Annotated in this window: 27 protein-coding genes, 1 pseudogene and 2 other annotated features; of the genes and pseudogenes, 25 read left to right on the top strand and 3 right to left on the bottom strand. The window is 39.1% G+C overall.

Annotated features, from left to right (window positions below):
- Positions 1-70 precede the first annotated feature (70 nt).
- Entirely contained in the window at positions 71-1,120 is a 1,050-nt protein-coding gene (gene ysxE, locus AC3WJG_RS07420; RefSeq protein ID WP_060745457.1) for a spore coat protein YsxE, read from the top strand.
- A gap of 11 nt (positions 1,121-1,131) precedes the next feature.
- Here the strand turns inward: ysxE and AC3WJG_RS07415 are convergent, their stop codons facing one another.
- On the bottom strand, positions 1,132-1,329 hold the full coding sequence (locus AC3WJG_RS07415; protein WP_013059354.1) for a YszA family small membrane protein: 198 nt from the start codon (positions 1,327-1,329) through the stop codon (positions 1,132-1,134).
- 230 nt (positions 1,330-1,559) lie between these two features.
- Positions 1,560-1,804: a binding site (T-box leader), on the top strand.
- Between the two features lie 82 nt (positions 1,805-1,886).
- Between AC3WJG_RS07415 and AC3WJG_RS07410 the strand changes: the two genes are divergently transcribed.
- From AC3WJG_RS07410 to pheA, 23 genes and pseudogenes are all read left to right on the top strand, one after another.
- Positions 1,887-4,529 (top strand): valine--tRNA ligase, encoded by a 2,643-nt coding sequence (locus AC3WJG_RS07410; RefSeq protein WP_060745456.1) that lies wholly within the window; start codon positions 1,887-1,889, stop codon positions 4,527-4,529.
- Positions 4,530-4,625: 96 nt separating this feature from the next.
- Positions 4,626-5,924, top strand: a complete 1,299-nt coding sequence (locus AC3WJG_RS07405; protein WP_098331508.1) for a bifunctional folylpolyglutamate synthase/dihydrofolate synthase — start codon at positions 4,626-4,628, stop codon at positions 5,922-5,924.
- Between the two features lie 156 nt (positions 5,925-6,080).
- Positions 6,081-6,638, top strand: a complete 558-nt coding sequence (locus AC3WJG_RS07400; protein ID WP_013059351.1) for a DUF420 domain-containing protein — start codon at positions 6,081-6,083, stop codon at positions 6,636-6,638.
- 185 nt (positions 6,639-6,823) lie between these two features.
- Complete coding sequence (locus AC3WJG_RS07395; protein ID WP_060745455.1) at positions 6,824-7,018, top strand: hypothetical protein; 195 nt, start codon at positions 6,824-6,826, stop codon at positions 7,016-7,018.
- Positions 7,015-7,770, top strand: coding sequence for a prepilin peptidase (locus tag AC3WJG_RS07390; RefSeq protein ID WP_337133907.1), 756 nt, complete (start codon positions 7,015-7,017; stop codon positions 7,768-7,770). Before AC3WJG_RS07395 ends, AC3WJG_RS07390 begins: the two co-directional genes overlap by 4 nt.
- Before the next feature lie 118 nt (positions 7,771-7,888).
- Positions 7,889-8,962 carry an SPOR domain-containing protein gene (locus tag AC3WJG_RS07385; RefSeq protein WP_098333388.1) on the top strand — a complete coding sequence of 358 codons (1,074 nt, stop codon included), beginning with the start codon at positions 7,889-7,891 and terminating at the stop codon, positions 8,960-8,962.
- 110 nt (positions 8,963-9,072) lie between these two features.
- A complete protein-coding gene (locus AC3WJG_RS07380; protein WP_013059347.1) occupies positions 9,073-9,642 on the top strand; it encodes a Maf family protein in 570 nt (189 codons plus the stop codon).
- Between the two features lie 15 nt (positions 9,643-9,657).
- A pseudogene (gene radC, locus AC3WJG_RS07375) lies at positions 9,658-10,344 on the top strand (RadC family protein).
- 229 nt (positions 10,345-10,573) lie between these two features.
- Positions 10,574-11,599 (top strand): rod shape-determining protein, encoded by a 1,026-nt coding sequence (locus AC3WJG_RS07370; protein ID WP_013059345.1) that lies wholly within the window; start codon positions 10,574-10,576, stop codon positions 11,597-11,599.
- Between the two features lie 19 nt (positions 11,600-11,618).
- Positions 11,619-12,500, top strand: coding sequence for a rod shape-determining protein MreC (mreC, locus tag AC3WJG_RS07365; protein ID WP_013059344.1), 882 nt, complete (start codon positions 11,619-11,621; stop codon positions 12,498-12,500).
- Positions 12,500-13,018 carry a rod shape-determining protein MreD gene (gene mreD / locus AC3WJG_RS07360; RefSeq protein ID WP_028410564.1) on the top strand — a complete coding sequence of 173 codons (519 nt, stop codon included), beginning with the start codon at positions 12,500-12,502 and terminating at the stop codon, positions 13,016-13,018. The genes mreC and mreD overlap by 1 nt, the downstream gene beginning before the upstream one ends.
- Positions 13,019-13,134: 116 nt before the next feature.
- Complete coding sequence (gene minC, locus AC3WJG_RS07355; RefSeq protein ID WP_013059342.1) at positions 13,135-13,818, top strand: septum site-determining protein MinC; 684 nt, start codon at positions 13,135-13,137, stop codon at positions 13,816-13,818.
- A 2-nt stretch (positions 13,819-13,820) separates the two neighbouring features.
- Positions 13,821-14,621 carry a septum site-determining protein MinD gene (minD, locus tag AC3WJG_RS07350; RefSeq protein ID WP_013059341.1) on the top strand — a complete coding sequence of 267 codons (801 nt, stop codon included), beginning with the start codon at positions 13,821-13,823 and terminating at the stop codon, positions 14,619-14,621.
- Between the two features lie 120 nt (positions 14,622-14,741).
- On the top strand, positions 14,742-15,524 hold the full coding sequence (locus tag AC3WJG_RS07345; protein ID WP_028410565.1) for a M23 family metallopeptidase: 783 nt from the start codon (positions 14,742-14,744) through the stop codon (positions 15,522-15,524).
- The gene (locus AC3WJG_RS07340) at positions 15,517-16,383 is read left to right on the top strand and encodes a M50 family metallopeptidase (protein WP_337133908.1); all 867 of its coding nucleotides are present in this window, start codon (positions 15,517-15,519) and stop codon (positions 16,381-16,383) included. The genes AC3WJG_RS07345 and AC3WJG_RS07340 overlap by 8 nt, the downstream gene beginning before the upstream one ends.
- An 83-nt stretch (positions 16,384-16,466) precedes the next feature.
- Complete coding sequence (locus AC3WJG_RS07335; RefSeq protein WP_028410567.1) at positions 16,467-17,936, top strand: Rne/Rng family ribonuclease; 1,470 nt, start codon at positions 16,467-16,469, stop codon at positions 17,934-17,936.
- A gap of 78 nt (positions 17,937-18,014) precedes the next feature.
- Positions 18,015-18,086, top strand: a sequence feature (ribosomal protein L21 leader region).
- Positions 18,087-18,100: 14 nt separating this feature from the next.
- Entirely contained in the window at positions 18,101-18,409 is a 309-nt protein-coding gene (rplU, locus tag AC3WJG_RS07330; RefSeq protein ID WP_013059337.1) for a 50S ribosomal protein L21, read from the top strand.
- A gap of 9 nt (positions 18,410-18,418) precedes the next feature.
- Complete coding sequence (locus AC3WJG_RS07325; protein WP_013059336.1) at positions 18,419-18,751, top strand: ribosomal-processing cysteine protease Prp; 333 nt, start codon at positions 18,419-18,421, stop codon at positions 18,749-18,751.
- 16 nt (positions 18,752-18,767) lie between these two features.
- Positions 18,768-19,061, top strand: a complete 294-nt coding sequence (gene rpmA / locus AC3WJG_RS07320) for a 50S ribosomal protein L27 (protein ID WP_013059335.1) — start codon at positions 18,768-18,770, stop codon at positions 19,059-19,061.
- A gap of 171 nt (positions 19,062-19,232) precedes the next feature.
- Positions 19,233-19,769 (top strand): Spo0B C-terminal domain-containing protein, encoded by a 537-nt coding sequence (locus tag AC3WJG_RS07315; protein WP_013085118.1) that lies wholly within the window; start codon positions 19,233-19,235, stop codon positions 19,767-19,769.
- 51 nt (positions 19,770-19,820) lie between these two features.
- A complete protein-coding gene (obgE, locus tag AC3WJG_RS07310; protein WP_013085117.1) occupies positions 19,821-21,107 on the top strand; it encodes a GTPase ObgE in 1,287 nt (428 codons plus the stop codon).
- Between the two features lie 33 nt (positions 21,108-21,140).
- The gene (locus AC3WJG_RS07305; RefSeq protein ID WP_013059332.1) at positions 21,141-21,590 is read left to right on the top strand and encodes an ACT domain-containing protein; all 450 of its coding nucleotides are present in this window, start codon (positions 21,141-21,143) and stop codon (positions 21,588-21,590) included.
- Between the two features lie 28 nt (positions 21,591-21,618).
- Positions 21,619-22,491: a prephenate dehydratase gene (gene pheA, locus AC3WJG_RS07300; protein WP_337133909.1), complete on the top strand. Its 873-nt coding sequence runs from the start codon at positions 21,619-21,621 to the stop codon at positions 22,489-22,491.
- 29 nt (positions 22,492-22,520) lie between these two features.
- Here the strand turns inward: pheA and AC3WJG_RS07295 are convergent, their stop codons facing one another.
- Positions 22,521-23,066: a transcription repressor NadR gene (locus AC3WJG_RS07295; RefSeq protein WP_028410570.1), complete on the bottom strand. Its 546-nt coding sequence runs from the start codon at positions 23,064-23,066 to the stop codon at positions 22,521-22,523.
- 15 nt (positions 23,067-23,081) lie between these two features.
- Complete coding sequence (locus AC3WJG_RS07290) at positions 23,082-24,218, bottom strand: IscS subfamily cysteine desulfurase (RefSeq protein ID WP_028410571.1); 1,137 nt, start codon at positions 24,216-24,218, stop codon at positions 23,082-23,084.
- Between the two features lie 89 nt (positions 24,219-24,307).
- Here AC3WJG_RS07290 and nadB point away from each other — a divergent pair, with 89 nt between their 5' ends.
- Positions 24,308-25,852: an L-aspartate oxidase gene (gene nadB, locus AC3WJG_RS07285; protein WP_028410572.1), complete on the top strand. Its 1,545-nt coding sequence runs from the start codon at positions 24,308-24,310 to the stop codon at positions 25,850-25,852.
- Positions 25,853-25,873 lie beyond the last annotated feature (21 nt).

The following is a 25,873-nucleotide window of genomic DNA, read 5'->3' as shown; positions in this document are numbered from 1 at the left end:
AAGAAAACAGTTTTGACGCATATAATGTCTTAACTGTTTTCTTTATTTTTTACGAGGAAGGAGAATATAGATGCAGCGGACAGTAGCAGACTACAAAGTATTGTTAAAAGAATATGACTTAGATGTTGACTTTATTGAAGACTATGGAAAAGTAAAAAAAGTCTATACGAAAACCGGCGTGTTTGCGCTTAAAGAAATAGAGAATCATCAAGAACGAAATCAACACTTCATTCAAAAGCTGCAGAACGTTTATCAAAAAGGATGGATGGGATTTGTCCCTATTTATCAAACGAAGCGTTCTCAGCCCATTGTTTCAGATGAAAGCGGCTCGTATTACTTAATGCCGTGGCTCCCAAATAATCCGACCGAAGAGCGTGATATTCGATATCATAAATTATTTCAAGAGCTTGCTAAGCTTCACGGCGCTTCGGCGCAGGAAGTAGAAGTGAAAAAAGAAGATATAGAAAATCATTACACATCGATGAAAGAAACGTGGGAAAAGCGTCAGGAAGAGTTGAAGCAGTATGTAGCAGAATGCGAGAAAAAAATCTATATGTCCCCGTTTGAATTGCATTACTGTACGTTTTATTATGAAATGACAAGAGCGCTTGAATTTGGTTTTGGAAAGCTCGATCAGTGGAACGATGAAATGGAAGAAAAGGAAAAGATCCGGCTGGTTACTTCTCATGGAAAGCTATCGGCTAAACATTTTATCTATGACGAGCGGGGAAATGGTTTTTTTATTAATTTTGAACATGCAAAAGATGCTTCACCTATTTATGATTTAGTCTCATTTTATTTTCGGACTCTTCGCACATACCCAGTAACGACCTATGACAGCTATGAGTGGTTTAGTACGTATGAAAAACATTTTGCTCTCAGAGAAGAGGAACGGCTGCTTTTACACAGTTATTTGGCGTTTCCAGAGCCCCTGTATCAGTGTATCGTTCAATATAGGCAGCATAAAGAAAGTAAAACAGAGCTTGAACATATGCAGTCATTTATTCGAGCATACTGGCTGACGAAAAACATTGAACAGCTCAATATTAAAATATTTGAAGTAGATCAGCAAAAAAAAATGGCAGCGGAAGCAGCTGCACAAGCCCAAGCGAACGAATAGCGCTTGGGTTTTTAAATCCAGTCGGAATATAAAGCAACCGCTAGTATGGCAAGCAGTGCCAACAACAGTACATCAAAGGTTGTAGGGAAAAATAGTGTACGTATACCTTGAAAAATTGTCAAAGGAACAATAAACTGTCCACAAGCCGCTCCTGCTGTTTTGAGCCACCGCTGCAGTTGATACGAATTTACATTTATTCGTTTCTTCATTTGTACATGCCCCTTTCAATCCACGTGCCCAGGTTAAAGTAAGTATATGAAAAAAGAAAGAAATGGTGCCATTTTTTTAAGTTGGCTCTTCATTTTATTTCCAAAATTAGCGAGCGAATGAAAAAATAAAGAGCAGAACAAAAAAATTATGAATATAATCATAAAAAAATGGAGAAGATTATTGACGATTCAACATTTTTTCATATAGTATAATTAAGAGAAATTCATACATAAATACAGTGAATAGGAAGAGTACGGGATGTTCGTCTTTCAGAGAGAGAAATCAGTTGCTGTGAGATTTCTTAAGAATGTGCACTCGGAATGTCGCCTATGAGTAGCTTTTTTGAACAGCTGCATAGTTCAGTAGAAAAAGCCGGTTAATCAACCGTTATGAAATGAAGTGTATAGGCTTATCAAACGGGATACGTCTATAAAAAAAGGTGGTACCGCGAAATCAACTCCTTTCGTCCTTTTATTAGGAAAGGAGTTTTTTTATGTTTATAAAAGCTTTACACAGTTTCTAAAGACTGAAACTTTATATTATGGAGGTATACATTATGTCTGAAAAAGAAGTGACTCTTCCAACGAAGTATGATCCAAAAGCCGTTGAAGAAAATCGTTATCAGTATTGGTTAGACGGGAAGTTTTTTGAAGCAACAAATGACCCTGAAAAAGAGCCATATACAATTGTAATTCCACCCCCAAACGTAACGGGTAAGCTGCATTTAGGCCACGCTTGGGATACAACGTTACAAGACATCTTAACGCGTATGAAGCGTATGCAAGGCTATGACGTTTTATGGCTTCCTGGCATGGACCATGCGGGGATTGCAACGCAGGCAAAAGTAGAAGAAAAGCTTCGCAGCGAAGGGAAAAGCCGCTACGATCTAGGCCGCGAAAATTTTGTGGCCGAAACGTGGAAATGGAAAGAAGAATATGCAAGCTTTATTCGCCAGCAGTGGTCGAAGCTAGGACTTGGCTTAGACTATTCACGCGAGCGCTTCACGCTTGATGAAGGCCTTTCTAAAGCAGTGCGCGAAGTATTCGTAACGCTTTACAAAAAAGGGTTAATCTATCGCGGAGAATATATTATTAACTGGGATCCAGCTACGAAAACAGCTCTTTCAGACATCGAGGTTATTTACAAAGATGTACAAGGTGCGTTTTATCATATGCGCTATCCGTTGGCAGATGGTTCTGGACATATCGAAATCGCAACAACTCGTCCTGAAACAATGCTAGGAGATACGGCTGTAGCTGTTCACCCTGAAGATGATCGCTATAAGCACTTAATTGGCAAAAAGGTTGTCCTTCCGATTGTAGGTCGTGAAATTCCAATCGTAGGCGATGATTATGTAGATATGGAATTCGGTTCTGGTGCGGTAAAAATTACGCCTGCTCATGACCCGAACGATTTTGAAATTGGAAACCGTCATAATTTAGAGCGTATTTTAGTGATGAATCAAGATGGTACGATGAATGACAAAGCAGGTAAATATGAAGGAATGGATCGTTTTGCTTGCCGTAAGCAAATTGTTAAAGACCTTCAAGAAGACGGTGTATTGTTCAACATTGAAGACCACATGCATTCAGTAGGTCACAGTGAACGAAGCGGCGCCGTTGTTGAACCTTATTTATCAACTCAGTGGTTTGTAAAAATGCAGCCTTTAGCAGATAAAGCAGTAGATCTTCAAAAACAAGAAGAAAAAGTAAACTTTGTGCCTGATCGTTTTGAAAAGACATACTTACACTGGATGGAAAATATTCGCGACTGGTGTATTTCGCGTCAGCTTTGGTGGGGACACCGCATTCCAGCTTGGTATCATAAAGAAACTGGAGAAGTATACGTAGATCATGAGGCTCCAGCAGATATCGAAAACTGGGAACAAGATTCAGATGTATTAGACACATGGTTCAGTTCAGCGCTATGGCCATTCTCAACAATGGGCTGGCCTGATGTGGATGCAGCTGATTTCAAACGTTACTACCCAACAAACGTGCTTGTAACGGGCTACGATATTATTTTCTTCTGGGTATCTCGCATGATTTTCCAAGGTCTTGAATTTACGGGTAAACGTCCGTTTGACGATGTACTCATTCACGGTCTTGTACGAGATGCTGAAGGTCGTAAAATGAGTAAATCACTTGGTAACGGTGTAGATCCAATGGAAGTAATCGAGAAATACGGTGCAGATTCTCTTCGCTACTTCTTATCTACAGGAAGCTCACCAGGACAAGATTTACGCTTCAGCTTTGAAAAAGTCGAAGCGACGTGGAACTTTGCAAATAAAATTTGGAATGCTTCTCGTTTTGCATTAATGAATATGGACGGCATCACATTTGAAGAGCTTGATTTATCAGGCGAAAAGTCTGTTGCTGATAAATGGATTTTAACGCGCTTAAATGAAACGATTGAGCACGTAACAAAATTAGCTGACAAATATGAATTCGGTGAAGTTGGACGTATTCTCTATAACTTTATTTGGGATGATTTCTGCGATTGGTACATTGAAATGGCTAAACTTCCTCTTTACGGAGAAGATGAAGCAGCTAAAAAGACAACTCGCTCAATTTTAGCTTATGTACTTGATAACACAATGCGACTTTTACATCCATTCATGCCGTTTATTACCGAAGAAATTTGGCAAAGCTTGCCGCATGAAGGCGAATCAATTACAGTAGCTAAATGGCCGGAAGTAAGCCCTGAGCTTTCTGATAAAGAAGCAGCTAACGATATGCGTTTACTTGTAGATATTATCCGTGCTGTTCGTAACATTCGTGCTGAAGTGAACACGCCGATGAGCAAACAAGTAAAATTATTTATCAAAGCTAAAGGTGAAAATATTCAAAGCCAGCTCGAAAAGAACCGTGCGTATGTAGAACGTTTCTGCAATCCAAGTGAGCTTGTGATTTCAACAGAGGTTTCATTAGACGAAAAAGCGATGACTGCTGTTGTAACAGGCGCAGAATTAATTTTACCTCTTGAAGGTTTAATTAATATCGAAGAAGAAATCGCGCGTTTAGAAAAAGAATACGACAAGTTAAACAAAGAAGTAGAACGTGTACAAAAGAAATTAAACAACCAAGGCTTTATTGCAAAAGCGCCTGCTAAAGTAGTAGAAGAAGAGCGTGCAAAAGAGCAGGATTATGTTGAAAAACGCGAAGCTGTTCAGTCTCGTATTGCTGAATTACGCGGATAATCAATGGGTTAATGAACCAACAGAAAAAGCGTGGCTTGTATAGCGACGCTTTTTCTCTACATAATAATAGCGATGGAAAAGAAAGGTGAATAAAAGATGATAACGACATATGAAGAAGCGCTTGATTGGATTCATAACAGACTTCGCTTTGGAATCAAGCCGGGGTTAGAACGAATGGAATGGATGCTAGAGCAGCTTGATTTTCCGCAGCAAAATCTAAATGCTATTCATGTTGCTGGGACCAATGGTAAAGGTTCTACCGTTTCTTATTTGCGAAACATGTTGGAAGAAGCAGGGTATAAAGTTGGAACCTTTACTTCTCCTTATATCGAAACATTTAATGAGCGGATCAGCGTGAATGGACAGCCTATTTCAAATGAAGCAATGACCGCTCTTGTTCAGGAAATAAAGCCTGTTGTGGAGCGACTAGAACATACAAGTTTAGGATCAGCAACGGAATTTGAAGTGATTACAGTCATGGCTTTTCTTTATTTCGGCTATCATGAGTCAGTTGACTATGCTGTGTTTGAAACAGGGCTTGGAGGACGGTATGACTCAACAAACGTTGTGAATCCTATGGTGAGTATTATTACAAACATTGGATTTGATCACATGGCAATACTAGGTGATACGGTAGAAGAAATTGCATCAGAAAAAGCGGGGATTATTAAAAAAGAAGTTCCTATTATTACTGGGGCAGAGCAAGTAAAGGCGCTTGATGTCATTACTGAAGAAGCAAAGTCAAAGCAGGCTTCGTTATTTGTATTAGGAAAAGATTTTGACATTAAAAACTATGAGCCCTTAGCAAACGGGGAAGGCTTTGCGTTAAACACGCCGTATGGCATATTTGAAGACTTGAAATTAAATATGCTTGGCTATCATCAAGTGAAAAATGCAGCTTTGGCTCTCATGGCCGTTTGTTATTTAAAAGAAAAGAAAAAGCTTTCTATCTCCAATGAGCAAATGATAAAAGGGATTCAGCATACAAAGTGGAACGGCCGCTTTGAGATAGTAAATGAGCATCCTTTAACGATTATTGATGGGGCTCATAATGCAGAAGGCATTGATAGCTTGTTATCTACTTTACGCCTTCATTATGAAGATCGAAACATTCATTTAGTTTTCAGCTGCTTAAATGATAAAAGCGCTGATCGAATGGTCCAAGAACTTGAAACAATCGCTGCAAGTATTACATTTACGTCGTTTGACTTTCCTCGTGCTCGCGCAGCTGGGGAGCTTTATGAGATGAGTACTCATCATAATAAGCATATGGATGAGGAGTGGAAAGAAGCAATTGCTTACGTAAAGAAAAAGGCAACAGGGGAACAAGACATGGTCGTAATTACAGGGTCTCTGTATTTTATATCAGAAGTGCGGGCTTTTCTTCTAAAATGAGCAAAAGCAGCAAATGACATCTTGCTGCTTTTAACATAATGTGAGGAAGGGATACGGATAATAAGGAAGCACTAAGTTCAAAGTATTGTCACTTTCACCCCCTAGGTAAGTGATATATAATAAACATGTACATCACTAAATAAGGAGATTGTTAACATGAGTAAGAATAATGAAAAAATTGTACCGAAAAGTAATAAAAACTTTACCGGTATTATTCTTACCTTTTCAGTGATAGCGAATGTTATTATTTTACTGCTATTCTTTTCGAATATTGGCTATCAAGGAAAAGTAAGTTTTGATTTGACTATCTTTCCACGGTTAAATGCTATTTTGAATAGTTTTACATTTATTTTTTTAGTTGCAGCGTTGATTTCAATTTTTAGGAAAAATATCAATGCTCATAAAGGTTTTATTTTAGCAGCATTCACTTCCACACTGCTCTTTTTAGTTTCATATTTAACGTTCCACTACATTTCCACAGAAACAGCTACGTTCGGTGGAGAAGGAATCGTTCGTCCCATTTACTTCTTCATTTTGATCACACACAGTTTCCTAGCAGCGATTATTGTTCCGCTGGCACTGTTTGCACTTGTGTGGGGCTGGACAATGCAAGTTGAAAAACATAAAAAAATTGTGCGATGGACAATGCCAATCTGGCTTTATGTAAGTCTTACAGGTGTAATTGTCTACTTATTTATGGCTCCTTACTATTAAAAGACGTCTGCTTTTGCAGACGTTTTTTTATGCTGTTTTTGTTTTTTAGTGGTATAATCCTTATTACCTATAAAAAGTGTGTTTTAAGGAAGGAGGAATACAGAATATGACTTTTATGGGTATTATGATTCAGTTTATTAATAAAGGAGCTGTTTGATACTAATCAATAAAGGAGAGATATTGAAATGGATAAACTGTCAACGAGGAATAAAGGAATTTCTCTAATGAAAGTGATCATAATGGTTATCATAATAGGTCTTCTAGCAGCTTTTCTCATTCCGTTTATTGGCAGCTATTTAAAGGAAAAAGATACATTCCTTCACTCAAAAGAACATCTGCAATTAGTAAACAAGACGCCTGATATGGAAGAAATAGTATGAGTTTAATTTATCTCTATGCATTTGTTTCAGGCATCACGTTAGGTTCATTTTATAACGTAGCAGGCCTTAGAATTCCTCAGAAAAAATCTATTTTGTCTCCAAGATCTCATTGTCCACACTGTTTATACGTTCTTTCTCCACAACAATTAATTCCCATAGTCTCCTACATCAAAAATGCAGGAAAATGTAGTATGTGTCGCAAAAAAATCTCCTTCATCTACCCATTCATAGAATTTTCGACAGGAAGTTTATTTGTATATGCTGTTTTTAGATTGAATACGATGTTAGAACTGATTGTCATATTAACCTTTGTTTCTTTTTTAACAATTATAGTTGTCTCAGATATAGCCTATATGATTGTCCCAAATAAAGTGCTGCTATTCTTTTTGCCTATCTTTCTTCTTGAGCGTCTTTTCATTCCATTAACTTCGTGGAGTGATTCTTTAATGGGAGGAGGAACCGCATTTTTTCTCCTTTTTCTAATCGCATTTCTCAGCAGAGGAGGGCTTGGAGAAGGAGACATTAAATTGTATGGTCTGATTGGTATTGTGCTTGGAGTAAAGCTTGTTTTGCTATCGCTTTTTTTAGCTATATTAATAGGCGGAACCGTTAGTATAGGAGCGTTATTAATGAAAAAGGCAAAGGTAGGTGTACCAATTCCCTTCGTTCCTTTTATTTTTATAGGGACAATCGCTGCTTATTTTCATGGAAACGAATTGATAGATTGGTATGTTAGCAACTATTTTTATTGAGCTTCAAGTCTTCGACAAATTTAAAATTTCTGTAACTAAATAGCGAAAACCTTTTGTAACAAGACGACAAATGTCTTGTTATTTTTTTTTTCTTCTATGATAGCATGGAAAAAAGTGTATGTTTTATGTCGGTTTACCTCAGCTTGCAACCGGTACTAAGACTACGTTAACTAAAGGCGGTGGGGCAGTGGACAAGCAGGAACGAAAGATTTCAATTAAAATCAACGGTCAATCCAAGGAAGAGCAAGCACCAGAAAAAGACGAATTTACGTGGGTTCTTCCGGAACCGTCATCCAAAGATTCTCATGTGGAAGAAAATAAAGTGGTGTTTATTGAAGATGTAAGAAATGAAAAAAAGAAAAAGCCGCGATTACATCCTAAAAATGTTTCGATTAAAACGGTAAACGGGGGTGTGATCAAACGAACAGCTGTGATTGTACTGCTAGCAGTCGGAATAGGCAGCGGCATCGGTATGGTCGGTGTGAAAATGATGACAGGAAGTGAACAGCCTGTAAGCAAAGCACAAACAAGTGAGCAAACGAAAGAAGAAAAAGCTGCTCAAACAGCGTCTACCACTGAAAGTGTTGGTAAAGCTGAAAAGAAAAGCGAACAGGAATCGAAGGGGACGTCAGCTGCTGCTTCTACTTTAGAACCTTTTTCCTTTTACATTGTACAAGCAGGTGCCTTTTCATCAAAAACTGCTGCGAACAAAGCAATGGATAAATGGAAAGAAGAGAACCAAGCAGGCGAGATCTTTTCACCTAAAACCTATTCTCTTGTCGTTGGTGCTGCCACTGGAGAAGAAAAAGCGGAGGCGCTTAGTAAAACGTATAAACAACAAGGTAAAGATGTATATGTAAAGTCTTATGAAATTAAGCCCACTAGCGAATTAGGGAAAAAAGATCAAACGGTTATAACAACAGCGCAGCCGTTTATGGCTAATCTTTTAGATCAATCTGTTAAAGCGATTGAAGGAGAGCGGGTAGCGGATATCAAATCTCTGAAAAAAGAGCTGACAAAAGTTCAGAAAGAAGCGTCAAATGAAGACATTAAAACCATGGTGAGCACCCTTCAAAAAGCTGCGGCTTCTCTTTCTTCATATGAAGACAATAAAAGCAGTAAAGATGCTTGGCTTGCTCAGCGATACGTGTTAAAAGCTCTTCAGCAGTATGAAAGCCTTGTAACGTCTTAACGAGTGAGGTAGTGTAATGCTGCCTCACTTGTTTATTGTCATTTGGAGATGAAATTGCTAAAATAACGGTGTGTCCTTCTTTTTTAAATCAAAATGCAAAGGTGAGATGTATGAAACAAACATTAATTTTAGCCTCAGGCTCCCCTCGTCGAAAAGAATTACTTCAGCAGCTTCACATTCCCTTTACCGTTCACGTTAGTACAATTGAAGAAATCGTCAATCCATCATACACTCCGTCCGAGGTAGTAATGGATTTAGCTAGGCAAAAAGCAGTGGACGTCGCTTCGCATCATAAAGAGGACATTGTCCTAGGTGCCGATACAGTTGTGGTATATGGCAATCGTATTTTAGGAAAACCAAAAACGAAACAAGAAGCGATTGAAACACTTACGATGCTGTCAGGTCAAAAACACCAGGTATTAACTGGAGTAGCGTTCGTATCAAATGCAAAAGTTCATACGTTCTATGAACAAACAGATGTAGAGTTTTGGCCGATTGAACAAGATGAAATCGTACAGTACGTAGAGTCAGGAGAGCCTATGGATAAGGCTGGTTCTTATGGAATTCAAGGTCTCGGTGCTGCGCTAGTTAAAAAAATCGAAGGAGACTATTTCTCCGTGGTGGGCTTGCCGCTCTCCCGAACAATACGTGAGCTAAAACAATACGGTTTCGTCTACTAAAAAGGAGTGGCGAAATTGGATCAATCATTGTTAATTAAAGATTTCCCTCAAGATGAAAGACCTCGAGAGCGCCTTGTGTCAATGGGTGCTTCTAGTCTTTCTAACCACGAGCTTATTGCTATTTTACTGCGCACTGGAACCAAAGATGAATCTGTTCTTCAGCTGTCCAACCGCATATTAACGCATTTTGAAGGTCTTTAACTGTTGCAGCATGCATCGCTTGATGAAATGATGAATATTAAAGGTATCGGACCTGCAAAAGCGATTCAAATTATAGCGGCTATTGAAATAGGTAAGAGGATTGTACAGCGGAAATCTAGTCAGCGATATACCATTCATGGCCCTGAAGACGGAGCTAATTATGTGATGGAAGAAATGCGCGTGCTGTCTCAAGAGCATTTCGTCTGTTTATACCTCAACACGAAAAATCAAGTTCTCCACAAGCAAACCATTTTTATCGGAAGCCTCAATTCATCGATTGTCCATCCAAGGGAAGTATTTAAAGAAGCCTTTCGCCGTTCAGCTGCATCCCTTATTTGTATTCATAATCATCCCTCCGGCGACCCTACTCCCAGCAGAGAAGATATAGAGGTAACGAAGCGCTTAAAAGAGTGCGGATTTATCATAGGAATTGAATTGTTAGATCATTTAATTATCGGAGATCGAAAATATATTAGTTTAAAAGAAAAAGGATACATGTAAGGCTATGCTTTTTAAAATCCTTGGGTTATAATAGTAGTCATGATTTTAAATGACAAGTTCTTTACAATCATTCGTTATTAATAGACAAAGTATGACTTTTTATCATACAATATTTGGCGTTGACATCTATGAAAAAAGTATAGAAAATAAAAAATGTTACTTATGAAATGAAGAAATTGAATTATGGAATTTTTACCTTTGCATTTTGGTAAGAGAAAGGAAGAGACACATGTTTGGAATCGGTACTAGAGACCTTGGAATAGATTTGGGTACTGCAAATACGCTCGTTTATGTAAAAGGAAAAGGAATTGTTGTGCGTGAGCCGTCTGTTGTGGCTTTGCAAACTGATACAAAACAAATCGTTGCGGTAGGTAACGATGCAAAAAATATGATTGGTCGTACACCTGGGAACGTAGTAGCCCTTCGTCCGATGAAAGATGGAGTTATTGCAGATTACGAAACAACTGCGACGATGATGAAATATTACATCAATCAAGCTCAAAAAACAAAAAGTTTGTTTGCGGGTAAGCCGTATGTAATGGTTTGTGTACCTTCTGGCATTACAGCTGTTGAGAAACGTGCCGTTATTGATGCGACTCGTCAGGCTGGCGCGCGTGATGCGTATACAATTGAAGAACCGTTTGCTGCAGCAATCGGCGCCAATCTACCGGTTTGGGAGCCAACGGGAAGTATGGTAGTAGATATTGGTGGAGGAACAACAGAAGTTGCGATTATTTCTTTAGGAGGAATCGTAACATGTCAGTCAATCCGTATCGCTGGGGACGAGATGGATGAAGCGATTATTCAATATATTCGCAAGAATTACAATTTAATGATCGGTGAGCGTACGTCAGAAGCATTAAAAGTAGAAGTCGGTTCTGCCGGAATTCCAGAAGGTATTGAAAACATGGAAATTCGCGGACGTGACTTACTAACAGGTCTACCGAAAACAATCGAAATTTCAGCAGAAGAAATTGCAGAAGCGCTAAAAGACACAGTGGCTTCTATTGTAGATTCAGTAAAAAGTACATTAGAAAAAACACCACCTGAACTTGCGGCAGATATTATGGATCGCGGTATTGTATTAACAGGCGGTGGCGCATTGCTACGTAATTTAGATAAAGTTATTAGTGAAGAAACAAATATGCCGGTTGTCATCGCAGAAGATCCGCTTGACTGTGTTGCAATTGGAACTGGTAAAGCGTTAGAGCACATTGATTTATTTAAAAATCGTACAAGCGATTCATATCGCTAAATATTAAGAGGTGTAGATCGTGCCACAATTTTTCTTAAATAAACGTTTAGTTATTTTATTAGTCAGTATTATTGTATTAGTGGCATTGATTGGTTTTTCGTTAAATGGTCGTAAAAATGTAACGTGGCCTGAACAGTTTGTCAAAGATACGGTTGGTCTTGTTCAGGCTACCTTTAATGAACCCGCACAATTTGTAGCGGGTTTCTTTCAGAATGTAGGTGACTTAAAGCGTACATACGAAGAAAACGAGGTATTAAAAGCTCGTTTAGACGAACGCATGCAATTAGAAACGAAAGCCAACGCTTTGCAGCAAGAAAATAAAAAATTAAGAGCACAGCTCGACAAAAAAACGGATTTAAGTCAATACAACCCAATCGAAGCAACAGTTATTGCTCGTAATCCAGACCGTTGGCATGAGGTAATTGCCATTGATAAAGGGACGGTTCATAATGTGCAGGAAAATATGGCTGTTATGACTCCTGAAGGGCTGATTGGTAAAGTGAAGCATGCATCTAAGTTCACATCTACTGTGCAGTTAATTAGTTCATCAGATCGTACAAACCGTGTATCTGCTAAAATTCAGGCTAAAAAAGAAGTGTTTGGTTTAATTGAAGGCTATGATGATAAAGAACAGGCGCTTGTTATGCGTCGTATTCCATTTGATGCTGATATTAAAGAAAAGCAAAAAGTAGTAACGTCTGGTCTAGGACAAGAAGACGGCATTTTCCCTAGCAATCTTCCAATTGGCGTTATCACAAAAATTGAGCCTGATGAATATGGATTAACGAAAAAAGCTTATATCAAACCTGCTGCTGACTTGTATGACCTAGATAACGTAGTTGTAGCTAAAAGAAGTGCGCCCGCTGCTGAAGACGATTTAGGGGCGGAGGAGGCTAACTGATGAAGCGGTTTGTCCTTCCTATTCTCGTGCTTGTCGTTTTTATGTTTGAAAGTATCTTTGTTAATTTTATCGCCATGGCATCACCATGGCGAGACTGGATTCTATCGCCTCACTTTGTTGTAGTGGTACTGGCTTTTATGTCAGTGTATTATCACCCAAAGCAAGCGATGCTATATGGGGTAATCCTTGGATTCATGTACGATATTGCCTTTACGGATGTCTTAGGAGTATACGCGCTTGGATTGCCGGCCGTATGCTATATCGTATCAAAACTAATGAAGATTTTTCAGCAAAATACGCTTATCGTAATCTGCATGTCGCTATTAGCTGTAGCCATTATTGAGTTTTATGTATATGGAATTAATAGCATTATTAATATATCTGATATGACCATTGGTCGCTTCTTGCAAGAGCGATTTTACGCAACCATCATTTTAAATGCCATATTTGCACTCATTTTTGCATTTCCGCTTCAAAGGTGTTTTCAATATTTCGCTAAATTTATAGATGAACGCTGATCGGAACATATATTACGCTTCTCGTTCATGATAGGATAAAAATGCTGATTGAAGAAACGAAAAAAAGGAATTGAGTAAGTCTCTGTCGAAATTATATATTCGTTGAGGTGAGCGTCTTGAATAAACAAAAGCAACAAAATGTGACAATTAAAGGAACAAAAGATGGATTAACGTTGCATCTCAATGATACATGTTCATTTGCAGAGCTTTTGACGGAACTTAAGACGAAGCTTTTGACAAATAAGCATGGCGATGCCGATCAGATCGTCACAGTGTATGTCAAAATCGGAAATCGTTATTTAACTACAGAGCAGGAAACCGAATTGAAGGCGCTCATAGAAGAAAATCAGTATTTAGTAGTTAAACAAATTGATAGTAACGTTATTTTAAAGCAAGATGCAGTCCGAGTAAGAGAAGAAAGTGAATTAGTATCTGTTACAAAGGTAGTTCGTTCAGGACAGGTTCTCCATGTAGAAGGCGATTTGCTTCTAGTCGGAGACGTAAATCCCGGAGGAACCGTTGTAGCTGGAGGAAATTTATTTGTACTAGGTGCTTTAAAAGGGATTGCTCATGCAGGATATCGTGGCAATAAAAACGCCGTTATTGCTGCATCGTTAATGAAACCTTCACAGCTGCGCATTGCTGATATCATTACCCGATCAGAAGAAGAGCGCAGTGAGAAGGAAGAGAATATAATGGAATGTGCATACTTAGATGATAATGATCAAATGGTGATAGATCGCGTGCAAACTTTACCGCATCTAAGACCGAATTTGACCAGGGTAGAAAGGAGAATTTGACAGTGGGAGAGGCTATTGTTGTTACGTCTGGTAAAGGTGGAGTTGGAAAAACAACGACATCAGCCAATTTAGGTACTGCTCTAGCATTAGCTGGAAAGCGCGTGTGTCTAGTAGACACTGATATCGGCTTACGCAACTTGGATGTTGTAATGGGGCTTGAAAATCGTATTATTTATGATCTTGTAGACGTGGTAGAAGGTCGATGCCAACCGCAAAAAGCCTTGATTAAGGACAAGCGTTTTGAATGTTTGTACTTACTTCCTGCTGCTCAAACGAGTGACAAAACAGCTGTTCAACCAGAACAAATGCGAGAGTTAGTTCTTCAGTTAAAGCAAGACTATGACTATGTAGTTATTGATTGCCCAGCTGGTATTGAACAAGGCTATAAGAATGCCGTAGCTGGCGCTGATAAGGCACTCGTTGTGACAACACCGGAAGTTTCAGCTGTTCGTGATGCTGACCGTATTATTGGATTATTGGAGCAAGAGGATATCGAGTCTCCAAAACTGGTTATTAACCGAATCCGTAGTCATATGATGAAAAATGGAGACATGCTGGACGTGGAAGAAATTTCTCAGCTTCTGGCTGTTGATTTAATTGGAATCGTTGCTGACGATGAAAATGTTATTCGTGCTTCTAACAACGGTGAACCAATTGTCATGGACCCATCAAGCAAAGCATCAATTGCATATCGTAATATTGCAAGACGTATTCTAGGTGAAACGGTTCCTCTTCAATCACTAGATGAAGAAGATAAGGGAATGTTTGCACGTATTAAACGATTCTTTGGTGTTCGTTCTTAAAAAGCTTCCGATAGAGGAAGCTTTTTTTATTTGTGTGATTTTGTAGAGTCAAGCTGTCATAAGCTCCACGGACAAGTCATATAGTTGATTATACGATAAGAACAAGGAGAATGATGAATCATGAATCGACGTGCTGATGAAATCCGTAAACGAATTGCTGAGCGTAAGCGAAAACAATTAAATACAACGAAGCGTCTTCCTCAAGAACCTCTTCATACGTCCTTAATGAGTGAAGAAGAAAAGTATGGATCGATGGATTATTCTACGGTTGAATACACACCATCAGCAAAGGAATATCACCCGTTATTTCGAAAAGAACGCTTTTTATTTAAAATTTTAGCTTCAGCCTGCTTAGTGTTAATTGTAGGGATTATGTTCAAGAACGCTTCTCCTACTTTTGAACAGGCCAGAGTGGTGGTTCAACAAACAATGGATAAAGAATTTCAGTTTGCAGCTGTTTCCTCCTGGTACGAAGATAAGTTTGGGAAGCCGTTAACGCTATTGCCGAATAAAGAGTCTAGCAAAACGGAGCAAAGTGTAAGCGGAGAATATGCTACTCCAGCTTCAGGGAAAGTAACGGAAACATTTGCTCAAAGTAAGCAAGGTGTGACGGTTCAAACAGGAGTGGATTCTGTTGTAGAAGCAATGAGTGAAGGTATTGTAAGGTATGTAGGAAAACGTGATGATACTGGGAATACGGTTATTATTCAACATGCGGATGGAACCGAAACTTGGTATGGACAGCTCAAAAAAATCAATGTTAGTATGTATGATTTTGTAAATAAAGGCAAAGAAGTAGGAATTGTGGAAAACAGTAAAAAAGGCGATGCTGGAACATTCTATTTTGCTATTAAAAAAGGCGATAAGTTTGTGGATCCTAGTCAGGTGATTCAATTTGAATAGTGCTTTTTCGTTATTGATGAAAATTCACATTCATCCATTGTTTTGGGGGATTTTCGTAATTGGTATCTTAACGGCTACGGTAAAGCAGCTTTTTTTGTTATTTATTATTGTAATTATTCATGAACTGGGCCACGCCGTAGCGGCTCATTGTTTTTCTTGGCGGATTCGCAGAATTATGCTCTTACCTTTTGGGGGAGTAGCAGAAGTAGATGAACATGGGAATCGTCCATTTCGAGAAGAGTTTATTGTGACAATAAGTGGGCCTCTTCAGCATCTCTGGATGTTTGGAGCTGCTTTCTTATTAATGAAAATAAATGTATTGTCTTTGGAAACGTATGAGCAATTTATGTTTCAATGCACGGTGATTTTACTGTTTAATCTTTTGCCCATTTGGCCATTGGACGGAGGGAAGCTGCTTTTTTTAATTTGCAGTCGGTCTTTACCATTTTTAGAAGCGCATAAGCTTGCGCTCCGGTTATCAACGTTTTTTTTAGCTGTCGGTATTATTTACGCCGTTATTATGCATCCTTTTCAGCTGCACTTATGGATTGTTATTTCATTTTTAATTATATCTGGATATTTAGAATGGAAGAGCAGGCAATTTGTCTACATGCGCTTTTTGTTGGAGAGATATCATGGCAAAGAGCATCCAATTGGAGCTTTAAAAACACTAAGTGTATCAACCAGTGAGACGCTCCATCAAGTTCTGCAAAAATTCCAAAGAGGTTGTAAGCATATGATTATTGCTACATCTCAAACAGGCGAGCATGTACAAATTGATGAAAATGAACTTTTACACGCTTACTTTGTAGAAAAAAGAACAAATAGCCAACTAGACGAACTTGTAACAGTTTACTGATTTCTAGTAACATAGAATAGAATGAAAAAAGTTCGGTTGCACTGACCGAACTTTTTCCTGTGAATTTAGATTAAAGTGAGGCAATGTATGTGAAGGCATGTATTATTAACGCGGCTACTTCTTCAAAACGTATAGCCGTGATAAACGATAAAGCACTAGAAAAAATCTATTTACAAGAACAAAGCGAGAATCAAATTATTGGTGATATATATTGGGGTAAAGTAGTAAAAGTACTGCCGAATATGCAAGCAGCCTTTATCGATATCGGTTTATCAATGAACGGATTTATTCATCGAAATGAACTTGTATCCTATCAGCAGTCAGAGAATCCTCACAAAGATCAGCAGCCGATGTCTGCTTTTATTCGTGAAGGAGAAAAAGTATTGGTTCAAGTTGTAAAAGAAGGCATTGGGACAAAAGGGCCGAAGCTGACGGGTATCATTGAATTTTCTTCTGATGAGCTTGTATATTTACCGCACGGAAACTATGTCGCTGTATCCAAAAAAATAGCGGAGCCACAACGACAACAGTGGAAACAGCTTGGTGAGCGGTTAAAACAAGGGATGGAAGGCTTTTTATTTCGAACAGCGATTGCAGAAAAATCAGAAGCCGCGGTCCAACATAAAATAAAAGAGCTACAGAAAAAATATGAGCGCCTTGAACGACAGACACAGGGAATGAAAGCTCCTGCCCTAGTCAGCAAAGGACAAGATTTTCTCGAAACAAGAGTGCAAGCTGCACTTCAACAAGGAATTGATGGGATAGTAGTAGATGACTTCGACCTATATCAGCATCTTCAAACTACCTACCCTAACTCATCAATAGAGTACTATAAAGGAAATGAAAATATTTTCTCTTTTTACGATGTGGAACGGCAAATAGAGAAGCTTTTAAAGCGAATCGTGTGGCTCAAAAGCGGAGGCTATATCGTTATTGACGAAACGGAAGCGATGACGGTCGTGGACGTGAACACGGGGAAGTTTTCAGGAAAAGATAATATTCGAAAGACAATGCTTCAAACAAATATGGAAGCTGCGTATGAACTGTCCAAACAGATGCAATTACGTCACTTAGGTGGCATGATCTTAATTGATTTTATAAATATGCCTCATAAAGAAGATCGGACAGAAGTAGAAAGGTACATGAAAAAGCTATGTGAACAAGATGAAGTGCGGACGAATGTAGTTGGCTTTACAGAGCTCGGCATATTGCAATTAACGCGGAAGAAAGTGCGTAATAGTATTGGATCAACACTAACTATGCCTTGTGAAGTATGTGAAGGAACCGGTAAAATGATTGATTCAAAAACGGCTGCTTTTCAAATTGAACGTGTAATTTGGGAACATCGCGGCGCGGAAGAAGAGGCTATTTGGATTGAGACGCGAAGTGATGTTATAAATGAAATGAAGGCTCAAGGATTTCTCAACGCTTTAGAAAAAATGGTAAAAAAAACCGTATATCTTACGCCAAGCGATGATTATACAAACGCATTTGTTTTGCGTCAATTGGGGTCGAATGAGCAGATCCAAAAAAGGGTCTCTGCTTCTATATAAAATTTTAGAAGAAAACATGAATTCCAATTGACACTAACCTTTGATTTGTAGTAAGATTTAATATGTTGGTTTGTAGCACCCGTGCTACAACCGCTCAGAACAGGTTTTAAGTTCACTTGAACACCTGTGATGGCGAGTCTTAGTTTTTAGAGGAGGTGCAGAGAATGTACGCAATTATTGAAACTGGTGGTAAGCAAATTAAAGTAGAGGCTGGTCAAGCAATCTACGTTGAAAAACTTGCTGGTGAACAAGGCGAAACAGTTACTTTTGACAAAGTATTATTTGTAGGTGGCGACAGCGTGAAAGTTGGTGTTCCTTTCGTAGAAGGTGCAACAGTTACGGCTAAAGTTGAAAAACAAGGTCGCGCTAAAAAGATCACTGTATTTAAATACAAAGCAAAGAAAAACTATCGTCGTAAGCAAGGTCACCGTCAACCTTACACAAAAGTTGTAATCGACGCTATCAACGCGTAATTATAACAAATGATTAAGGTGACGATTTCTCGTGATGCAAATAAGAAAGTTGACGGGTTCACGATGAGTGGACATGCTGACTTTTCCGAACACGGAAAAGATCTTGTTTGTGCGGGAGCATCTGCAGTTTCATTTGGAACAATTAATGCTATCTTTTCAATAAGTGGGGTTGAACCGCACTTAGAGCAAGGTGGAGATGGTGGTTATCTCCGTTGTGAGATTCCAAAAGATGTGGATTCGTTCACATTGGAACAGATTCAATTGCTATTAGAAGGTATGGTTGTTTCACTGAAAACGATCGAATTAGATTACAGTAATTATATAAAAATTAACGACAACTAAACAGGAGGTGGATGTCATGTTAGTAAGATTAGACCTTCAATTCTTCGCTTCTAAAAAAGGAGTAGGTAGTACTAAAAACGGTCGTGATTCAATCTCGAAACGTCTTGGTGCTAAACGTGCTGATGGCCAATTCGTATCTGGTGGTTCAATTTTATACCGTCAACGCGGTACTAAAATTTACCCAGGTGCAAACGTAGGTCGTGGTGGAGATGATACTTTATTCGCTCAAATCGACGGTATCGTTAAATTTGAACGTTTCGGTCGTGACCGTAAAAAAGTATCTGTATACCCTGTTGCTCAAGAAGCATAAGATACAAAAAGAAAACTCTAACCCAAGTAGGTTAGAGTTTTCTTTTTGTAGAATATTTCACCTATTACCCATTGGAATTTGTTATAATCGAACATATCTAAGAAGATTGATACGAGATGTTTGTCAGCGTTGTGAAATACTTATGCTCGAGTCAAAGTTAGGAGTGCTAAGATGGAAAAAGAATGGGATGTCGTAGAGGTATTAAGATACGCGCGGCATGATTGGTTAAATAAGCTGCAATTAATCAAAGGCAATCTAGCGTTGAATCGGCTTGATCGAGCGAATGAAATCATTGAAGAAATTGTAAATGAATCCAAACATGAATCCAAGTTAACAAACATCAATATGCGACTGTTTGCGGGCTTTGTTATGACCTATCATTGGAATAACCATGCTGTTCGCTTAGATGTGGAAGTGCTCGGAGAATTGAAGGATTTATCACAATACGATGAGTTCGTATACAACTGGTGTTGCTATTTGACAGAAGCACTCGAAAAATATGTTGATTATCATGCAGAAAACTATTTGAGTATTTCAGTATGCATTGAAGAACAGGGAATTCGTTTCTTTTTTGACTTTAGTGGAATACTAACAGATATACAGAAGCTACAAAACAAGCTACAATGTTATGAGTGCGCTCAAGGAGTTGCATTGGTTGAACAGCATATGTCTGAAGATGAATTTAGCCTTATGCTCACAATAAGTTAACAGCGCTTTTGCTATTGCAGGAGCTAAGATATAGAACGGAGTGAAAAATAAATGTTTGTAGATCAGGTCAAGGTATATGTAAAAGGTGGCGACGGAGGAAATGGAATGGTTGCCTTTCGTCGCGAAAAGTACGTACCAAAAGGAGGTCCTGCAGGTGGTGACGGTGGTCACGGTGCAGATGTCATCTTTGAAGTAGAAGAAGGATTGCGTACGCTGATGGATTTCCGCTATAAGCGTCACTTTAAAGCAAGCCGCGGTGAACATGGAATGTCAAAAGGACAGCACGGACGTAACGCTGAGCCGATGGTTGTAAAAGTTCCACCAGGTACGGTTGTGTTAGATGAAGATACGAACGAAACGATTGCTGATTTAGTTGAGCACGGCCAGCGCGCAGTGATTGCTAAAGGTGGACGCGGAGGGCGTGGGAATACGCGTTTTGCTACACCTGCAAATCCAGCACCGGAGCTTTCAGAAAATGGAGAGCCAGGTAAAGAGAGAAATGTAATTCTTGAATTAAAAGTATTAGCCGATGTAGGATTAGTTGGTTTTCCAAGTGTTGGAAAGTCAACGTTATTATCCGTAACGTCTGCTGCAAAGCCAAAAATTGCTGAATATCATTTTACAACAATTAATCCGAATTTAGGAGTAGTTGAAACAGAAGACAATCGCAGTTTTGTGATGGCAGATTTACCAGGGCTAATCGAAGGTGCACATGAAGGTGTAGGATTAGGTCATCAGTTTTTACGTCACATTGAACGTACCCGCGTTATTGTCCATGTAATCGATATGTCAGGTTTAGAAGGCCGCGATCCATATGAAGATTACTTAACTATTAATGAAGAGCTGCGTCAATATAATATGCGTTTAACTGAACGTCCGCAAGTAGTGGTAGCAAATAAAATGGATATCCCGCAAGCTGAAGAGAATCTAGCTGCATTCAAAGAAAAAGTAGGAGACGAAGTGAAAGTCTTTCCAATTTCTGCAGCAACGCGTAATGGAATCCGCGAACTGTTATTTACAGTAGCTGATCTTGTAGAAACTACGCCGGAATTCCCAATGCAAGAAGAGGAAGATCTATCTATGCACCGCGTATTGTACAAGCATGAAAAGAAAGAAGTGGAATTTGTTATTACGCGTGATAGCGATGGCTCATACGTATTAAGTGGTGAAAAAATCGAAAAATTATTCAAGATGACCGACTTCTCACGTGAAGAATCCGTTCGTCGATTTGCGCGTCAGCTTCGAGGCATGGGCGTCGATGAAGCCCTTCGTGAACGAGGAGCAAAAGATGGCGATATTGTAAAGCTGTTTGAATATGAATTTGAATTTATTGACTAATTGTTGTTCATAGGATAAGGGGAGGGGCTTTACTTGCATAAGAGCGATAAGCAGTTTTATTTAGTTCGCGAAGATGTATTACCAGAAGCGATGAAAAAAACATTGGATGCGAAGCTGTTAATTGAACGGGGAAAAGCTGAATCGGTAGCAGATGCTGTACAAGCCGTAGACTTGAGTCGCAGTGCTTTTTATAAGTACCGCGACACGGTCTTTCCGTTTCAGACGGTTGTCAAACAGCGAATTATTTCACTATTTTTTCATATTGAAGATCGATCAGGAACTTTATCACATTTATTGAGCACCGTTGCATCATCGGGATGCAATGTGTTAACGATTCACCAAACCATCCCTTTACAAGGGCGTGCCAACGTAACTCTTTCATTAGATACAGCAAGCATGAATGTTGAATTAAATGAAATGCTGCGAAGACTGAAAAGCTTAGAGTTTGTAGATAAAGTGGACGTGCTTGGTTCAGGGGCATAATGGCAAACAGATATAGATAAGGAGAGGCATGATTGTGGGGAAAGTAGGATATTTAGGACCAAAGGCAACATTTACACATGTAGCCGTCCAAGGCGTATTTAAACAGCACGACCATATTCCATACAAAACAATTCCAGCATGCATTGATGCAGTGGATAACGGAGAAATTGAGTATGGAATTGTACCGTTAGAAAATGCACTTGAAGGATCTGTAAATTTAACACTTGATTATCTTATTCATGAACGTCGTCTGCCGATTGTTGGGGAAATTGTGCTTCCGATTCGTCAGCATTTAATGGTTCATCCATCTCGTGCAGAACAGTGGAAAAACATTGAAACGATTTATTCTCATCCTCATGCAATTGCGCAGTGTCATAAATTTTTACACGGAGAATGTACGTCAACTGCAGTAGAAGAGATGACATCAACGGCGTTTGCTGCGAAGTATGTAAGCGAACACCCTGAGCTTAATATTGGAGCTATTGCGAATGGGTTAGCAGCCCATGAATATGGATTACATATTGCCTGCCCGAACATTCATGATTATGATCATAATACAACAAGATTTGTTATTTTGCATAAAGATGGAGCGCAAGAGGTGCCATTTTTAGCTGGAAACGGGTGCAAGACAACGTTAATGATTACACTTCCATCTGATCAGGCAGGAGCGCTTCATCAAGTGCTTTCAGCCTTCTCCTGGCGTAAGCTAAATCTGTCTAAAATTGAATCCCGTCCTATGAAAACAGGGCTTGGAAACTATTTCTTTATCGTTGATATTGAACAAAAAATGGATGAAGTATTAATCCCTGGGGCTATGGCTGAACTTGAGGCACTAGGCTGTAGCGTAGAGCTTTTAGGAAGCTATTCCCATACACTACTTGAAACAGAAATCCCGCTTTAAAGCGGGATTTTTTTTGTTATAACACCTTTTTATTCATTCGAAACTAAATAGCCTTCCGCTTCAAGAGCTAAGCAGGCAGCATTCAGTTTTTCAATTGTATCTGCTTCAATCGTATGAAGGTGAATCCCATCTGTTAGCTGAGATAAATAAGTTGCGTTTGTTTCTTGAATTTTTTCTATAAACGTTTCTACTTCTTTTCGGGTTTGAATCATAACGGAAGCCGTTAATTCACCATACACAGGGTGTTCAACGGTTACATCTTTTACGAGAACGCCGTGGTCAACAAGCAGGAGAAGCTCCTTTTCAGCATCTTCTGGCGTATGCTGACAGGCAATAATTCGCTGATGCACGGTAGTTTGAGATGGATTTTGAATGTAAATATATCCTTGGCTTGTTGCGATAATGGGCTCATTTTTAGCTTTAAGCAGCGAAATATCTTGTACAATGACTTGGCGGCTAACGTTCGTTCGTTTCGAAAGCTCACTGCCTGTCATTGGTTTATTCTCTGTTTTTAACCATTGTAGAATAAGTTCTCTTCTTTCTTCTCCAAGAATTTTCTTTTGAGTTTCTGGCACCTTTAATCCCTCCTTTTACACTTTTATAAATTCTTGCTGTAATAAATGAAAAACGGATATGAGTCGATCAATATGCTTAAACGTTGAATGTTGACTGAATGAAATACGGACAAAATTCTTAGCATTCGCAGTTGATTTGCCAATCGCAAGTAGAGAAGCTAATGGTTCCTGCTGATTTACCTGACAGGCACTTCCCGTAGAGATAGCAATTCCGTGACGATTACATTGTAACATAACATATTGACCCTGTATGTTTGAAAACGTCAGTCCCATAATTCCAGGAAAATGAGAGTTCCCAAGGCCTTCTACTTCTATAAAAGGAGCAAGAGGCTCTAGGTTTTCTAGTAAGTACGATTTTAAGCGCTCATAATGGCTTTGAACGGTCTTCATTTCTGCATATGCGTATTCAGCTGCTGCAGTAAAGGCAGCAATGCCCGCTGTATTTACAGTCCCAGGGCGAAAGCCTTTTTCATGAGTTGCTTTATGGTAAATAGGCTTCCAAGAAGAACTTGAATTCATGTATACCATTCCTACACCTTTTGGTCCGTAAATTTTATGACTAGAGACTGAGATGCTATCAGCTTTGAGCTTTTTAACATCAATAGGAAGCTTACCAAAAGATTGAACACAATCACAGTGAAAGAGAATTTCTTTTTTAGATAAAAAATGGCCAATATCCTCAACTGGCTGAATTGTACCCAGCTCATGATTGATGTGCTGAATGGCTACTAGCACAGTATCAGGTCGAAGCGTCTTCTTTAAGTCGTCTACAGACACAACTCCGTTTTGATCTACAGGTACGTAAGATAGGGAAAATCCTTCTTTTTCAAGCTGCTGCAACGTATGAAGCACCGAAGAATGTTCAAGTTTCGTTGTCACTATATGTTTTCTTTCATCATTTTTTCCTTTTAAAAGAGAACGAATAGCTAAGTAATTAGCTTCTGTTCCCCCGCTTGTAAAAAAAAGATCATCCTCTCGACAATTTACTAACAGGCTTAATTTTTTTCTGCATAGCGTAAGTAAATTTTCTGCTTGTGTTCCAAGTGTGTGAAGACTGCTGGAGTTTCCATAATAGCTTGTTGCCGCTTCAGTATATACTTCAATTGCTTCTTGTCTCATTGGCGTTGTTGCTGCATAGTCCAGATAAATCATTTTCTCCCTCCGATAAAAAAACTTCTTGTCTTTCATTTAATAATATGTAAATATAGGTGTCAAGACACATGTAAATAAAGAGGTGTAAAATGTTAGAGACGGATGTTTTAATTATTGGAAGCGGATTAGCAGCGTTTTCTGCAGCTTATGAACTGTGTCGTCATAACAGAGTTGTAATGGTAACGAAAGGGAAAATTGACCGCAATAACTCAGTTCTTGCTCAAGGCGGAGTAGCAGCTGCTATTGGAAGCAGCGATCACTGGAGTGAACATCTCTATGATACGTTGGTTGCGGGCAATAAGCATTGCAATGAACAAGCGGTACGCACTTTAGTGGAAGAAGGTGCGGCTGTAGTAAATGAATTGATTCATAAAGGAATGAAGTTTGATAGAAATCCAGATGGTACGCTGCATTTTGGAAAAGAAGGAGCCCATCGTACGAATCGTATTCTCCATGCAGGTGGGGATGCAACAGGACAAGCGCTGTTCGCTTTTTTGAAAAAAGAAGTACTGCCATATATTACAGTCATTGAAAACGAAATGATTCAGCATTTAATAACTGTAGATGGAACGTGCAGAGGTGCTATCGGACAAGGTGAAAACAACAAAATTACTATATATCATGCTCGTCAAACGGTTATTGCTACCGGAGGAATCGGCGCTTTGTACAAGCATACATCCAACCAGCCGCTTGCGACGGGAGATGGGCTAGCGCTTGCGTACAGGGCTGGAGCAAAATTAGCGGACTTAGAATTTGTTCAGTTTCATCCGACGCTTTTGTATCAAAATGAAGCGAAAGGTCTAGTATCCGAAGCGGTTCGAGGTGAAGGTGGCGTACTGGTAAATGAATGGAATGAACGCATAATGGAAGGCGTTCATCCCTTTAAGGATTTAGCACCGCGAGATGTTGTAGCAAGGACAATTTTTAATGAAATAAAAAAAGGAAGATCCATATTTTTAGACATTGAAAAAGTGGCTCATTTCCAACAAAAATTTCCTACGATTACGGCACTGTGTCGGAAGTATAAAATTCAACTGGACAAAAAACGAATACCTGTTACTCCAGGCGCACATTTTTTAATGGGTGGAATTGAAGTAGATGGTTACGGACAAACAAGCGTTGAAGGATTGTATGCCGTGGGGGAAGCTTCTTCTACAGGCGTTCATGGAGCAAATCGTCTAGCAAGCAATTCATTGTTAGAGTGTCTTGTATTTGGAAAACGGACAGGGCGTCATATTTTACATAAAGCGAGAACGATATCTCGTTATCCCCCCGTCCGTTACGTCTATAAAGACGTGCCTAAAACACTGCCTGCCACAAGACAAATTCAGCATAAAATGATGGATTGTGTAGGAATCATTCGTCATGAAAACGAATTGGCTACTATTGTGCATGAATTCACAAATTATCTGAATGGAATACCTCTTGACCAAGAAGTTATATATTCGAGGAAAGCTGCGACCATCTGCAATATGCTAACTGCAGGTCTGCTTATTGCCGAGTCCTCTCTTGCAAGAAAAGAAAGTAGAGGAGGTCATTACCGAAGTGACTTTCCGCATGAAAACCAAGAATGGGAGCATAAGCGAATTATTAAGCAGTCTGCTGCTTCAACAAAACAATCATTGATTTTATAAGCAAGAAAATCTAAAAAGAAA

Source organism: Priestia sp. FW507-14D1A (genome assembly GCF_058781295.1).
The sequence above is the reverse complement of the archived record's forward strand: the minus strand, read 5'-3'. Positions and strand labels throughout refer to the sequence as shown.

Excerpts from the sequence above, each read along its gene's own strand:
- ysxE (WP_060745457.1), top strand. The coding sequence starts at position 71 with ATGCAGCGGACAGTAGCAGACTACAAAGTATTGTTAAAAGAATATGAC.
- AC3WJG_RS07415 (WP_013059354.1), bottom strand. The coding sequence starts at position 1,329 with ATGAAGAAACGAATAAATGTAAATTCGTATCAACTGCAGCGGTGGCTC.
- AC3WJG_RS07410 (WP_060745456.1), top strand. The coding sequence starts at position 1,887 with ATGTCTGAAAAAGAAGTGACTCTTCCAACGAAGTATGATCCAAAAGCC.
- AC3WJG_RS07405 (WP_098331508.1), top strand. The coding sequence starts at position 4,626 with ATGATAACGACATATGAAGAAGCGCTTGATTGGATTCATAACAGACTT.
- AC3WJG_RS07400 (WP_013059351.1), top strand. The coding sequence starts at position 6,081 with ATGAGTAAGAATAATGAAAAAATTGTACCGAAAAGTAATAAAAACTTT.
- AC3WJG_RS07395 (WP_060745455.1), top strand. The coding sequence starts at position 6,824 with ATGGATAAACTGTCAACGAGGAATAAAGGAATTTCTCTAATGAAAGTG.
- AC3WJG_RS07390 (WP_337133907.1), top strand. The coding sequence starts at position 7,015 with ATGAGTTTAATTTATCTCTATGCATTTGTTTCAGGCATCACGTTAGGT.
- AC3WJG_RS07385 (WP_098333388.1), top strand. The coding sequence starts at position 7,889 with ATGTTTTATGTCGGTTTACCTCAGCTTGCAACCGGTACTAAGACTACG.
- AC3WJG_RS07380 (WP_013059347.1), top strand. The coding sequence starts at position 9,073 with ATGAAACAAACATTAATTTTAGCCTCAGGCTCCCCTCGTCGAAAAGAA.
- AC3WJG_RS07370 (WP_013059345.1), top strand. The coding sequence starts at position 10,574 with ATGTTTGGAATCGGTACTAGAGACCTTGGAATAGATTTGGGTACTGCA.
- mreD (WP_028410564.1), top strand. The coding sequence starts at position 12,500 with ATGAAGCGGTTTGTCCTTCCTATTCTCGTGCTTGTCGTTTTTATGTTT.
- AC3WJG_RS07345 (WP_028410565.1), top strand. The coding sequence starts at position 14,742 with ATGAATCGACGTGCTGATGAAATCCGTAAACGAATTGCTGAGCGTAAG.
- AC3WJG_RS07335 (WP_028410567.1), top strand. The coding sequence starts at position 16,467 with ATGTATGTGAAGGCATGTATTATTAACGCGGCTACTTCTTCAAAACGT.
- rplU (WP_013059337.1), top strand. The coding sequence starts at position 18,101 with ATGTACGCAATTATTGAAACTGGTGGTAAGCAAATTAAAGTAGAGGCT.
- AC3WJG_RS07325 (WP_013059336.1), top strand. The coding sequence starts at position 18,419 with ATGATTAAGGTGACGATTTCTCGTGATGCAAATAAGAAAGTTGACGGG.
- rpmA (WP_013059335.1), top strand. The coding sequence starts at position 18,768 with ATGTTAGTAAGATTAGACCTTCAATTCTTCGCTTCTAAAAAAGGAGTA.
- AC3WJG_RS07315 (WP_013085118.1), top strand. The coding sequence starts at position 19,233 with ATGGAAAAAGAATGGGATGTCGTAGAGGTATTAAGATACGCGCGGCAT.
- obgE (WP_013085117.1), top strand. The coding sequence starts at position 19,821 with ATGTTTGTAGATCAGGTCAAGGTATATGTAAAAGGTGGCGACGGAGGA.
- pheA (WP_337133909.1), top strand. The coding sequence starts at position 21,619 with ATGATTGTGGGGAAAGTAGGATATTTAGGACCAAAGGCAACATTTACA.
- AC3WJG_RS07290 (WP_028410571.1), bottom strand. The coding sequence starts at position 24,218 with ATGATTTATCTGGACTATGCAGCAACAACGCCAATGAGACAAGAAGCA.
- nadB (WP_028410572.1), top strand. The coding sequence starts at position 24,308 with ATGTTAGAGACGGATGTTTTAATTATTGGAAGCGGATTAGCAGCGTTT.